Below are 12,596 nucleotides of genomic sequence, written 5' to 3' on the forward strand. Positions count from 1 at the left end.
GGAAAATAACCAATAACCTTGGCTTTTCAAGGCTCTCAAATGAATTGGTACGAGATATACAAACGTTTGCGCAACCGATTGGGACCGCCTGATCGACGTTATTTTCTTCGCCCAAGGAACACGGGGTTCGCCCCGTATGAATAAGGACTTTCCATGCACTTCACTTCCAGGTGTTGCGCCTCATTCGGCGTTTTCGCAACCTCCCTGCTACTGGCCGCCGTTACTGGACTACACAGCATTGGAGCCCAAGCCCAAACGACCGAAGAGTCCGCCCAGGGCGAAGCCCTCAGCCCCAGAGCCACCCCATCGAAACAAGGCGCTTATCTGTCGGACTGGTACAACCAGGACCTGACGATCATCGGCAGCAAGGACATCAGTTTCGGCCCGCGGCCGGTCGATGATGTTTACCTGGAATACGAATACTTCGGGCGCAAAGGGCCTTTCGAGCTGTATGGCTACGTCGATATCCCGAAGATTTTCGATATCGGCAACAGCCACGACAAAGGGGTATGGGACCATGGCTCGCCCGTGTTCATGGAGCATGAGCCGCGAATTTCCATCGACTATCTGGCCGGCCGCAGCCTGGCCATCGGGCCGTTCAAGGAATGGTATGTAGCGTTCGATTGGATCTACGATCACGGCAGCAACAGCGCCAACCGCGGCAACACCTTGTATAGCGGCCTGGGGACCGACATCGACACTCATTCGAGGGTCAATCTGTCGGCCAACTTCTACGGCCGTTATCAATGGGAAAACTATGGCGCCAGCAATGAGTACGCTTGGGACGGCTACCGCGCGCAGCTCAAATACATCGTGCCGATCAGCCAGTTCAGCAACGGTGCTTCGCTGACGTACATTGGCTTCACCAACTTCGACTTCGGTTCGGACCTGCACAAGGACAACCCGGCCCGCACTGCCAACGCTACGGTCGCGACCAACGTATTGCTCTATTCCTTCACGCACCTGCGCTTTACGCTGGTGGGCCGCTACTTTCACAACGGCGGCAATTGGCAGGACGGCAGCGAACTCAACTTTGGCGATGGCAACTTCCGTGCCCGCTCCGATGGTTGGGGATACTACGCCGGCGTCGGCTACCAATTCTGACCCATCGCTCACACACCGTTCCCTATCCATGGAGGTCACGAACACATGATCAATCGCCTGTCCATTTCCGTCGGCCTGGCCAGCGCCGCCCTCTTCTGCTCGGCTGCCGGAGCGGCACCGCCGCCGCAACCCAAAGTCATGTTGATCACGATGTTTGCGCCCGAGGCGCAGAACTGGATCGAACGCCTGGGGCTCAAGGAGCAAATCCGCGTGCCGGGCCTGTCCGCCGAGTATCCGAATATCCACTGCAATGCCGAGCGGGTCTGCCTGCTGATCACCGGCATGGGCCAGACCAACGCTGCGGCCTCGACATTGGCGCTGGCGCTTTCGCCAACCGTCGACCTGCGTAAAAGCTATTTCCTGGTGGCCGGGATCGCCGGCATCAACCCGCACCACGGCACCCTCGGCACTGCCGCCTGGGCCCACTACCTGGTGGAGTTCGGCACACAATGGGAACTGGATTCGCGGGATGCGCCCAAGGATTGGCCTACCGGCTACCTGGGCATCAACACCAAGGGGCCGAACGAAAAACCGCCACTGGACTACAAGACCGAAGTCTTCGAGCTCAACCCGGCGTTGCAAGCCAAGGCCTTTGCCCTCAGCCACAAAGTGACCTTGGCCGAAAGCAAGGAATCGGCGGCCTGGCGCTTGAAGTATCCGTATGCGCCGGCGAACCAGCCGCCGGTGGTCACGCGCTGCGACACCGTGGCCGGCAACACCTGGTTCTCCGGTACGCGCCTGAGCGAGCGCGCCGAAGTCTGGACCCGCCTGCTCACCGACAACAAAGGCGTTTATTGCACGACCCAACAGGAGGACAACTCCACCTACGAAGCCTTGCTGCGGGCCAGTCGCGAAGGCCGGGTAGACATCAATCGGTTGGCGGTGCTGCGGGCCGGATCCGACTTCGATCGTCCCGAGCCTGGCGGCAATGAAGTGGACAACTTGCTCAAATACGCTGACCAGGGCGCGTTCGTTCCGGCTTTGGAGAATCTGTTTCGCACCGGTAATCCGCTGGTGCAGGACATCGTGAAGCATTGGTCGGCATGGCAAAACGGCGTGCCCGGGCACTGATTTCTCGTCGTGGCGCGCGAGCTTGCTCCCGCTCGGGTGCGCAGCAGTCGCAAAAAAGCCAGGGGCCGCTTCGCAGCCCAGCGGGAGCAAGCTCCCTCGCCACACAGTCTGCCGAGCTGAACGGCGGGGCCGTTCTCAACGGATCAGCCAATGGAATTTTCAGCCCCAGGCGGGATCACTTGAACATCAACCTTGCGCACCCACCCAGGAGACTGCCGATGCCCGTCGCCCCTGCCGACAGCACCCACCTTGACTACGGTCTCGACACGCTGTTCGGTCGCGAGACCAAAAGTGTCGATTGCCAGTTCGATGTCAAGCGCCTCGATGACGGCGAGCCGCCATGGTTCGCCTTGCATGTGCGCCCGCCGATGCCCGTGGATCTGGATAAAGCCCAGATCGTCGTGTTCAGCGCCGAAGGCCGACGTGTCAGCGGCATTGTCCGGCGAACCGAGCGCCTGGCTGATGACAGCCTGCAACTGGAAGTGGAACCCGACTGAGGCGTTCAGTCCTGACGCACACTGCTGCGGTACATGAACACCAGCGCCAGTGCCAGGCAGGCCATGGCCAGGATCCGGCTGGCGGACAGCTCGATGGCCGGATTGCCCAGCCAGCCGAAGTTGTCGATCAGCATGCCCATGCCCAGTTGCCCGATAATCACCGCCACTGTCGCCACGGCTGTGCCAACCCTGGGTACCGCTCCCACCATGACAATCATGTAAACGACCCCGAACAACGCGCCGCTGAGCTGCCATTTCGGCACGTCCAACAGGCTGACTGCGTGGGCCGGTTCAAAAAACACGATCAGCAACCCGGTGATGACCGTGCCCACCGTAAACGTCAGCAAACTGCTGCGCAGCACACCCACGGTCTGGCCTAAGCGCCCATTGATGGCCGCCTGCACGCTCAACACCGCGCCGGCAACGACGACCACCAGCAACAAAAGAAACAGACTCATATTCAACCTCGGGCAATCAGGACAAGGGCGACGACAATCAGCGCTAATGCCAGCCAGCGCTCGCCATTGACGCGCTTGCGGGTGGCACCGAACCAGCCGAAATGATCGATCAGCACGCTTTTGCCGACCTGGCCGGAAAGAATCGCGATCATCGTCATGGCGATGCCAATGTGCGGCGTGGCGAGCGTGAGCACGACCACATAGATCGGTCCGAGGAAGCCGCCGATCAGTTGCCAGCGCGGCAGTTCATTCAAGGCCGGGCCTTGCTGGCGGCCGCTGAACAGCAACAGCAGGAACAGAATCGCCGAACCGACCCCGAAGATACTCAGGGTGGCCCACAAATGACCGACCTGGCCCCCGAGCGGCCCCAGCAGGCCGGCCTCCACCGACAAGCCCATGCCGGCCAGGATGACCAGGGGCAGCAACAGCCAGCGCAAGAATGCCCGGGGTTTGGACGCTGTCGTCACCGACGCGGCCTCGTTGAGTGAAGACGCCTGCATAAATCCGAACCTGTTCAGAAAAGAATGGCCGGCATTATCGGCTGGCGGCCCTGTGCGATAAATGGGAGGATTGCGATAACACTTTTGCGCAATACGCACAGGACCGCCGCCATGCACGGCCTCAATGAACTTGGCTTCAAGGCGCTGCGATTATTCGTCGCGGTGCTCGACCACGGCAGTTTTTCCGAAGTAGCCCGGCGCGAAGGCCTTGCCCCGTCGTCGATCTCCCGGCAGATCCAATTGATGGAGCAGGCGCTGAACCAACAGTTGCTCTATCGCCACACCCGCGCCGTGTCCCCCACCGAGGCCGGCCGTCTGTTGGGGCATCACGCACGTCTGTTGCTGGTGCAGTTGGAAGAAGCCGAACAAGCCTTGCAGGAACAGCACAGCGAACCGTCCGGCCTGGTGCGGATCAATGCCCCGGTGGTATTCGGCCAACGCCATCTGGCGCCATGGCTGGGCCAGCTGTGCGAGCGTTACCCGAAATTGCAATTGGAGATCCAGCAAACCGACAGCTACGTCGATCCGCTGCTCGAAGGCACTGACCTGCTGTTTCGCATCGGCCCATTGCACGACTCAAGCATGCAGGCGCGGGTCGTGGCGCCTCATCGCTTCCAGATCGCGGCCAGCCCGACCTACCTGGCCCGCTACGGCGCGCCACTCAAGCCTCAGGACCTGGCACATCATCAGTGCCTGGCCTACAAAGGTGTGACCGGCCAACAGCGTTGGTTCTTCCGCCGCCCGGGCCACGCCTGGACGCCTTACAGCGTCAGGGGCCCGATCACCGGCAACCACGCCGACACCCTGACCCAGGCCGCGGAGCAAGGCCTGGGGCTGGTGATGTTTCCGTCGTGGCTGATCGGCGAAGCGGTTCGCAACGGCACGCTGGTTCCGGTGCTGCAGGATTACCAGGCGTCCAACAGCCTCGAACCCCAGCAGATCGCCATTCTCTGGCCGGGCAGCCGGCGCCTGTCGGTGAAGGTCCGCACGGTGATCGATTTCTTTCTCGAGTGTTTTGGCGAAGTGCCGTACTGGGATCGCTGATGGTGTGAATGGCTTTGAGGCTGCGGCGCAACCCAGCGGGCGCAAGCTCCCTCGCCACAGGAGTAATTGCCACTTGCCATTCGTCCTGTACCGCTGCGCATAGAAACTGAAAGGCGCTGGAGTCCATAACAATGCCCGTGGGATGATCGGCGTCCAAGCGCGACCATCCGTGGAGAGTTTCATGTCATTGTTGAGTAAACACGCCGCCGCTCTGGTGCTGACGGCCATCGCCAGCCTGGCCGTGGTGCCTGTCCAGGCGGCCCAGCCCAAACCTGCCGCCGAAGCACCGGCGCAGAAGGTTTCGATGCTGGGGGGCAAGTTCGTTTTCAACCTGCCCAAGGGTTTCACGGCGACACCGTTGCCCGCCGGTGACGCGGCCCAGGGCACAGCGGGAGCGACGGGGACGATGTACAGCAATGCCACCAGCCGGACCGTGGTAATCGCCGCCGAAAACCTCATTATCAACGGCGCCACAGTGAAGGATGACGACGGCGCGTTTCTCGACATGACCATGGCGGACTTCGCCGCCCAGCGAAGCAAAGCCTTGCCGGACGCCAAGATCCTCAGCGAAAAAAGCCTGACCCAGAAAGGCACCGGCCTGGGCCTGCGCCAGCTCGACACCAGCGCCACCCAGGGCGGCGGCCCGACCTTGGATACCACGCTGCTGGCCGCCTCCGGCACCCGCATGGCGGTGGTGCAGATCATTTCCCGGGCCAGCGACAAGACCGGTCATGAAGCCTTGGTCAAACAGATCGCCAGCGGCAAGTGAGTAGGCCTGTGGGCTGATGGACCGCGTGGTCCCCAAATCGCGGACAAGCCCGCTCCCACAGGGGCTTGCGCAGGTCCCTCTTGCGGTGAACTTCTCGGATAAAACGGTGGGAGCGAGCTTGCTCGCGATAGCGCTGGTTCAGTTTGCGTCGATGCCGGATGAGCTAGGGATTGAGTCGCTCCAGCCAGGCTCGCAGGTCCTGGACTTCCAGGGCGCTGATCGTGTGGCCGACGCCTGGATAGGCATGGAATTCCGGTTCCAGGGCCAGGGTTTTCAAGAACGTGTTGGCTTCGGCGCCGTCGTGGTAAGGAATGATCGGGTCGGCCGTACCGTGGCCAATGAACACCGCCAATGCCCGCCGCGACTCGTCGGGGGTCAGTTCTGCCTGGAGCACGGAAAGCACACGCCCGCCCATGGCAGCGATGCCGCCGACGGCTTCGGGGTGTCGCAGGGCCACTTCGTAGCTCATCATCGCGCCCTGGCTGAAGCCCACCAGGTAGACATTGCTCGCATCTGTTGGGTACTTGGCGCGAGCCTTCTCGATGAAATCCAGCAGCATTTGACCACTGGCCTTCAGGTCCGATGTGTCGCCGTCATAGGCACCATCACCCTGCTTGGCAAACCATTGATAGCGGCCCGGCTCCATGGTCTTGGGCGCGCGTACCGAGAGGTAGTTGTAATGCCCGGGCAGTTCGTCCTTGAGGTCGAACAGGTCCTGTTCGTTGCTGCCGGAACCGTGCAGGAAGATTATCAGCGGTCGATTCCTGGCTTGCTCATCGGCCTGGGCCAGATAGCTGAGCGGCAAATCGGTGTGCAGCGAGGGTTGGGCCTGCAACCCGGACGAGACCAGCAGCAGGAACAGGGCGAGCGCTTTGAACATCAATCTTCCTCCGTCGTTCGATAGCCGCACGGCAAGGACCGTGCGCTGAGGTAGACAGCACTTATCAGTCGTTGATCAGTTTGCCCGCGCGAATAGGTTCACGTCCGGCGACTTTCGCCTGCCAGATGCCCGGCTGGGTGTAGCGCCCACGATCCAGGGCGAACAACACCCCGCTGGTGCCGGCACGAACGGTGGTGACCCGATCGTTCAAGGGATCGACCACTTCGAACAGCGCATCGCCCTGCTCCACCCATTCACCGGCCTCACGCAGAAAGCTCACTACGCCATGGTGCGGCGCGAACAGGTATTGAGTGCCTTCGAATGGAAAACCCTCGCAGCATTGCGCGGGTGCAGACGGCCAGTCGCCGCCAATGAAACCCTGTTCGGCCAGGAAACCGAGAATGGCTTCGCAGTTGGCCTGGGCCTGTTCGACCCGGGTATCGCCCATGCTGCCCAGCTCCAGGGTCGTCGCGAGGTTGGCCGGGGGAATCGAAGCCTCGGGAAAGGCCTTCGCCAGACGTAGCCAGGGCGAGGAGCAAGACTCATCGAAGGAACTGCCCCCGGAGTCTTCGCACAACAACGCCACGCCGGCCTTCAACCGTGCGGCCAGGGAACGCCACTGCGGCCAATGCTGCGGCAAGGCATACAAATGAATCGCCGCCTCGAAATCGCAATGCAGGTCCAGGGTCACATCGGCGTCACACGCATGGCGCAGCAACAGACGATGCAGCGCCTCGAGTTGTGACGGTGGCGCCGGCAGTTCATCGAGCACTTCGGCCATGGTCTGGCGAATCAAGGTGGTATTGGCGGCCGGGTCGTCACCCAGACGAGCACCGATGCGCTGCGCCACCGGGCCGCTGAGTTCGACGAAGGAACGGTTGAAATTCTTGCCGCTGCCCAGCTCGAAACGCCCCATGTGGGCGCTCTGCACATGCTGGTCCAGGCCGATGGGGTTGGCCACCGGCACCAATTCGATCACGCCTTTGAGCAAACCTTGGGCCTCAAGGTCGTTGAGCCGCTGCTTCAGCTCCCAGGCGGTGCGCATGCCCGGCAGCTCATCGGCGTGCAGGCTGGCCTGGATGTAGGCTTTGCGCGGGCCGTGGCCGTAGCGAAACACGCTGAGCCGGCGCTCGGTGCCCAAGTGACTCCATGGCAGGGTATGGTCGATGCGTTGCATGAAAACTCCCGATGACGGTATTTCGATAGGCGCAGGGTAAAACACTCGCCCATGAAAAAGGTGGCCGACCGGTTCAACGGCGGGCCACCTTGGGCTCAACGATTAATGCCCGTAGACATCAAAGGCGAAGTATTTGTCCTGCACTTTCTTGTAGGTGCCGTTGGCGCGGATCTCGGTGATGGCGGCGTTGAATTTCTCCGCCAGGGCCTGATCGCCCTTGCGCACCGCAATGCCGGCGCCGCCACCGAAGTATTTCGCATCTTCATAGGTCGGGCCCACGAAGGCGAAACCCTTGCCGGTGTCGGTTTTCAAGAAGCCTTCATCCAGGGTGACCGAATCGGCCAGCATGGCGTCGAGACGCCCGGCGACCATGTCCAGGTTCGCCTCTGGCTGGGAACCGTAGCGCACCAGGTTGATGCCCGCAGGCACCAGCACTTCGGTGGCGAAACGGTCATGGGTACTGGCACGCAGCACACCGACTTTCTTGCCCTTGAGTTCGGTCAGCGGGTCCTTGACGTCGGAGCCCTCCTTCATCACGAAACGTGCTGGGGTGTGGTAGTACTTGATGCTGAAATCGACGTTTTTCTTACGGTCGTCGGTGATGGTCATGGACGACAGGATCGCGTCGATTTTCTTCACTTTCAGCGCCGGGATCAGACCGTCGAATTCCTGCTCGACCCAGGTGCACTTGACCTTCATCTGCTCACAGAGCGCGTCACCGATATCGACATCGAAACCGGTCAGCTTGCCGTCGGGGGTTTTCATCGAAAAAGGTGGATAACCGGCTTCGATCCCGAGGCGGATCGGCTTGGCTTCTTCGGCCATGACCGACAAGGACAGTACGGACAGTGCCAAGGCACCGAACATGACTAGCTTCTTCATTTTTGCTCCTGAGTGCGCAGGTTTTTATTGATAATGATTGGCAGATTCGTAGGCAGCGTTCGGTCAGCAAGAACCGAAGTGGCCGGGAGTCTAGAGGGGCACTCAGGCGGGGAATTGTGTGGAGGCGACAATTAGTTATAAAAATAGCTTGGTTTGTGTGTATATCCGTTGCTGCGGTAACGGATATACACACGAACTAAAAAACCAAGTCAGCAGTCGCAACGGATGGCCTGATCCGCCACACGCTCCACCAGACCGTTCAGACGAAAGCCCTCATCAAGCCACCCCATGACCCCACCAATCATCTCCTTCACCGGATACCCCAAGGTTGCCAGACGCACCGCCGCCTTGTTCGCCCCATTGCAATGCGGACCGGCGCAATACACCACGAACAAGGTGGTCTTGGGGTAGGCAGCCAGTGCCTCTAAGGTGAGCGTGCGGGTGGGCAGATTGATCGCCCCGGGCACATGCCCGCGCTCGTAAGCCAGCGGCCCGCGCACATCCACCAGCACAAAATCGACGTCACCAGCCTGTTGGCTGGCGTGAACGTCGGAACAATCGGTTTCGAACGTCAGGCGACGACTGAAATGCTCCAAGGCAATTTCGGGCGGTGCGGCAGGCACTTCGCGAACCAGACTAGTCATCGGTGTGTACTCCAGGATAAAGGGGCGTAAGAAGACTTTATCTGCCCGGGGCGTACCGCTACAGTGGCGTACAAGACACTCTGTGGGAATTTTCCGACAAATGCAGCCTGCCCCCGGTCTGGTCGCGATCCTCGCCTACGACGGCCTGTGCACCTTCGAATTTGGCGTCGCCGTCGAGATTTTCGGATTGGAACGCCCCGAATTCGATTTCCCCTGGTACGAGCACCGGATCGTCGCCGTCGATGCCGGCCCGATGCGCGCCATGGGCGGTTTCCGGGTATTGGCCGATGGCGGCATGGAACTGCTCGAGACAGCCCGAACCATCGTCGTGCCAGGCTGGCGCAGCCGCAGCGAGCCACCTCCCGAAGCCTTGCTTCAAGCCCTGCGCAGGGCCCATGCACGAGGCGCACGTCTGCTGTCGATCTGCTCCGGGGCGTTCGTGCTGGCCGCCGCCGGGCTGCTCGATGGGCTGGGCGCCACGACCCATTGGCGCTACACCGACGAGTTGGCCAAGAGTTTCCCTGCCGTGCGGGTCGACCCTGATGTGCTCTATGTGGATTCAGGACAGGTCATCACCTCCGCCGGCAGCGCAGCAGGTATCGATGCCTGCCTGCACCTGGTGGCACGGGACCATGGCGTCCAGGTCGCCAACAGCGTGGCGCGCCGCCTGGTGACGACCCCGCAGCGTACCGGCGGCCAGGCGCAGTTCATTCCCTCGCCAGTCAGCCGCACGCCACGCAGCGACCTGTCGAGCGTCATGCAATGGGCTCGCGAACGCCTGCATGAACCGCTTGGAGTGCGGGAGCTGGCCAGCCAGGCGGCCATGAGCGAACGGACTTTCCTGCGACACTTCACCCAGGCCTGCGGCGTGTCACCCAAGGCCTGGCTGCAACATGAGCGCCTGGCCCGGGCCCGCGAGCTGCTGGAAAGCACCGCGGACAATACCGACAACATCGCCCAATTGTGCGGCTACCGCTCGGTGGAAAGTTTTCGCGTGGCGTTTCGCAGCGTCGTGGGGTTGGCGCCGTCGGTGTATCGGGAGCGGTTTGGGCGGGGATGAAAACAGCCGGCCACAAGTTGATGTGCAAGCTTCATTCAGGCTTGCGCAACAAATAACTGTCCATGATCCACCCATTGGCCTGCCGTGCGGCCTTGCGGGTGCGTTCGATGTCATCGGCCACGTCCCCCAGCCGACCGGCGATGAGAATCTCATCCGCCGTGCCCACGTAGGCGCCCCAGTAGATTTGCGTATCGGGATCGCCCACCTGGCGATACGCATCCTCGGCATCGAGCATCACCACCACGTTGGCGGCGTCACTTACTTGCCCCGCCGCCAATCGGCGCCCGGTGGTGATTTCCAGCGAGCCACCAATGCTGTTCAAAGGCACTTTGTGGCACGCCGCAAGGGCCTGGACGCTGGTGATGCCAGGGATCACCTCGAACTCGAAGGCGCAGCGGCCCGTGTCGAGGATCGCCTGCAAGATGCGCACAGTGCTGTCATATAGCGCCGGATCGCCCCATACCAGAAAACCACCGTACTGCTCGTCAGACAGCTCTTCGTTGATCAAGCGCTCGAAGGTGGCCTGCTTCGCACGGTTCAGCTCTTCGACACTGGTGGCGTAGTCCAAGTCGCCACGTTGGCGCTCGGGGCTGTAGGCTTCGACGAAACGGTATGTACGATCAACGATGTAACGCCGGCAGATGTCGTGCCGCAGGTCCCGCAGCTTGTGCTTGGCGGGTCCTTTATCCATGAGGAAAAACACGTCCATCCGATTCAGCGCTTTCACTGCCTGCATCGTCAGGTGATCGGGATCGCCGGCGCCAATGCCGATGACTGATAACTTCTTCATTCCACTGACTCCTGGCCAGGCCCCAGGGCGCGCAATCGCCATACGCCGTTGAAACGCAACTCGATGGCGGACAGCGGCTCGATGTCGATGCGGTTGAACGTGGCGGCCGGACACTGCAATACATTGATCAAGGCTGCGCGGATCACGAATGGATGGGTGACGGCCAGCACGTGGCCCGGTCGGTTTTCCAGACTGGCGAGCCAGTCTCCGACACGACGGCACAACTGCGCGACGGATTCGCCGCCATGGGGAGCGGCCTCGGGATCGTCGAGCCAGGCTTGCAATTGTTGCGGCTCGGCCTTGAGCAAGTCGTCGATGGACAAACCGCGCCAGCGACCCAGATCGCAATCGGCCAAGGCCGCAACCACCTGGGGCTCATCGCCAAACAGCGCGGCCGTCTGGCGGGTACGCAGCTCCGGCCCACAGAGCAACTGCCGGACCTTTCGATAGCCCGGCCCTGTGGCCGGGCGCTGCGCCAGGTTGTCGCTATCCAGCGGTTCATCCAGGGCAAAGCGCGCCTGTTTCTGAGCGATGGTCCGGGCGTGACAAATCAGGGTCAGGCGAGTGGCTTGCACGCGGGATACTCAACTATTAGTGGGCCGGATATTCACAGGTTTTCTTGTACATAACCTTATATGAAATCAAATAACTTAGACAAAACGGCGCTATATCCGACAAACACTTGAGCGTTAACTGACATATTCATCGCAAGTCACCAAGGCCAATTCCTACAAGGGTTTCGCACCGTCTTCGAGCATTTTAAACGGAACGTAAAAAGCGCTGGACATGTAGCACCAGCTACATAAATACTCTTTTGCTCAGTTATGAAAGAAATCCAACACCCCATCCAGGCAAGGAGCACGGATGCCGCCCCTCAGAGACCTCATCACCGATCCCGGCCTGGAGTTAACGCCGTCGGAACGCAAGGTCGTGCGCGCCCTGCTCGATCATTATCCTCGCAACGGCCTGGGTCCGATGTCACGCCTGGCCGACCATGCCGGCGTCAGCGACCCGACCATCGTGCGGCTGGTGAAAAAACTCGGCTTCGGCGGTTATGCCGAATTCCAGGATGCGCTGCTCAGTGACATGGACCATCGCCTGCGTTCGCCCCGCACCCTGTTGCGACCACGGGCCAAACTGCAGCAAGGCGATACCTGGAGCCAGTACCTGGCCGACGCCCAACGTCACCTCATCGACACCCAGGCCCTGACCCAGCCCGAAGACGTGCGCATTCTTGTGCAATGGCTACTCGATAGCCGGCATCAGGTGCACTGCTTCGGCGGGCGTTTCAGCAGCTTCCTGGCCCACTACCTGCTCAACCATTTGCGCCTGCTGCGGGCCGGCTGTTTTGCCCTTGAAGACAATGCCCAATTGCCCGACCGGCTGTTCGACGTGCAGCGCCAGGACGTGGTGTTGATCTTCGATTATCGCCGTTACCAGGCCCAGGCCCTGCGCGTGGCTGCCGCGGCCAAGGAGCGGCACGCCCGGGTCGTACTGTTCAGTGACGTCTACGCTTCGCCGTTGCGAGAACTGGCCGACCTGATCATCAGCGCGCCGGTGGAGTCGGTCTCGGCGTTTGACAGCCTGGTACCGGCACTGGCCCAGGTGGAAGCACTGATCGCTTGCCTGACCTTGCAATGCCCCGACCTGGCCGAGCGCCTGGAAGGGATCGATACCTTGCGCACGGAATTCAACACGCACCTGCTGGAGGAAAAATAAG

15 protein-coding genes are annotated in these 12,596 nt (G+C 61.2%); 7 read left to right on the forward strand and 8 right to left on the reverse strand.

Annotated elements, in window-relative coordinates; genetic code table 11:
* The first annotated feature begins 153 nt into the window (after positions 1–153).
* The 3 genes from AD663_RS16860 (at position 154) to AD663_RS16870 (ending at position 2,672) form a co-directional block, all read left to right on the forward strand.
* Positions 154–1,104 (forward strand): nucleoside-specific channel-forming protein Tsx, encoded by a 951-nt coding sequence (locus AD663_RS16860; RefSeq protein ID WP_003183053.1) that lies wholly within the window; start codon positions 154–156, stop codon positions 1,102–1,104.
* 45 nt (positions 1,105–1,149) lie between these two features.
* The gene (locus AD663_RS16865; protein ID WP_053214194.1) at positions 1,150–2,175 is read left to right on the forward strand and encodes a purine nucleoside permease; all 1,026 of its coding nucleotides are present in this window, start codon (positions 1,150–1,152) and stop codon (positions 2,173–2,175) included.
* 218 nt (positions 2,176–2,393) lie between these two features.
* Entirely contained in the window at positions 2,394–2,672 is a 279-nt protein-coding gene (locus AD663_RS16870; protein WP_003183059.1) for a hypothetical protein, read from the forward strand.
* 5 nt (positions 2,673–2,677) lie between these two features.
* Here AD663_RS16870 and AD663_RS16875 read toward each other — a convergent pair whose 3' ends face one another.
* A complete protein-coding gene (locus tag AD663_RS16875; protein ID WP_033046129.1) occupies positions 2,678–3,130 on the reverse strand; it encodes a DMT family transporter in 453 nt (150 codons plus the stop codon).
* A gap of 2 nt (positions 3,131–3,132) precedes the next feature.
* Positions 3,133–3,630, reverse strand: a complete 498-nt coding sequence (locus AD663_RS16880; protein WP_003183063.1) for a DMT family transporter — start codon at positions 3,628–3,630, stop codon at positions 3,133–3,135.
* A 111-nt stretch (positions 3,631–3,741) separates the two neighbouring features.
* On the opposite strand from AD663_RS16880, the gene AD663_RS16885 reads away from it, so the two are divergent.
* Both AD663_RS16885 and AD663_RS16890 read left to right on the forward strand, forming a co-directional pair.
* Positions 3,742–4,674 carry a LysR family transcriptional regulator gene (locus tag AD663_RS16885; RefSeq protein ID WP_003183065.1) on the forward strand — a complete coding sequence of 311 codons (933 nt, stop codon included), beginning with the start codon at positions 3,742–3,744 and terminating at the stop codon, positions 4,672–4,674.
* Between the two features lie 181 nt (positions 4,675–4,855).
* Complete coding sequence (locus AD663_RS16890) at positions 4,856–5,443, forward strand: hypothetical protein (protein WP_003183067.1); 588 nt, start codon at positions 4,856–4,858, stop codon at positions 5,441–5,443.
* Between the two features lie 163 nt (positions 5,444–5,606).
* Here AD663_RS16890 and AD663_RS16895 read toward each other — a convergent pair whose 3' ends face one another.
* The 4 genes from AD663_RS16895 to AD663_RS16910 form a co-directional block, all read right to left on the reverse strand.
* Complete coding sequence (locus AD663_RS16895; RefSeq protein ID WP_003183069.1) at positions 5,607–6,323, reverse strand: alpha/beta hydrolase; 717 nt, start codon at positions 6,321–6,323, stop codon at positions 5,607–5,609.
* A gap of 64 nt (positions 6,324–6,387) precedes the next feature.
* Positions 6,388–7,500, reverse strand: a complete 1,113-nt coding sequence (locus AD663_RS16900) for a M14 family metallopeptidase (protein WP_003183072.1) — start codon at positions 7,498–7,500, stop codon at positions 6,388–6,390.
* A gap of 102 nt (positions 7,501–7,602) precedes the next feature.
* Complete coding sequence (locus AD663_RS16905; RefSeq protein WP_003183077.1) at positions 7,603–8,382, reverse strand: ABC transporter substrate-binding protein; 780 nt, start codon at positions 8,380–8,382, stop codon at positions 7,603–7,605.
* A gap of 209 nt (positions 8,383–8,591) precedes the next feature.
* Complete coding sequence (locus tag AD663_RS16910) at positions 8,592–9,026, reverse strand: rhodanese-like domain-containing protein (RefSeq protein ID WP_003183079.1); 435 nt, start codon at positions 9,024–9,026, stop codon at positions 8,592–8,594.
* Positions 9,027–9,126: 100 nt separating this feature from the next.
* Between AD663_RS16910 and ftrA the strand changes: the two genes are divergently transcribed.
* Complete coding sequence (gene ftrA, locus AD663_RS16915) at positions 9,127–10,086, forward strand: transcriptional regulator FtrA (protein ID WP_053214195.1); 960 nt, start codon at positions 9,127–9,129, stop codon at positions 10,084–10,086.
* Between the two features lie 31 nt (positions 10,087–10,117).
* Here the strand turns inward: ftrA and cobF are convergent, their stop codons facing one another.
* A complete protein-coding gene (gene cobF / locus AD663_RS16920; protein ID WP_003183083.1) occupies positions 10,118–10,876 on the reverse strand; it encodes a precorrin-6A synthase (deacetylating) in 759 nt (252 codons plus the stop codon).
* The gene (locus AD663_RS16925; protein ID WP_003183085.1) at positions 10,873–11,451 is read right to left on the reverse strand and encodes a histidine phosphatase family protein; all 579 of its coding nucleotides are present in this window, start codon (positions 11,449–11,451) and stop codon (positions 10,873–10,875) included. The genes cobF and AD663_RS16925 overlap by 4 nt, the downstream gene beginning before the upstream one ends.
* A 289-nt stretch (positions 11,452–11,740) precedes the next feature.
* Here AD663_RS16925 and AD663_RS16930 point away from each other — a divergent pair, with 289 nt between their 5' ends.
* Positions 11,741–12,595: a MurR/RpiR family transcriptional regulator gene (locus AD663_RS16930; protein WP_003183087.1), complete on the forward strand. Its 855-nt coding sequence runs from the start codon at positions 11,741–11,743 to the stop codon at positions 12,593–12,595.
* Position 12,596 lies beyond the last annotated feature (1 nt).

The organism is Pseudomonas sp. Q12-87, from assembly GCF_001269755.1.
In the GTDB taxonomy this organism is placed as follows: domain Bacteria; phylum Pseudomonadota; class Gammaproteobacteria; order Pseudomonadales; family Pseudomonadaceae; genus Aquipseudomonas; species Aquipseudomonas fluorescens_S.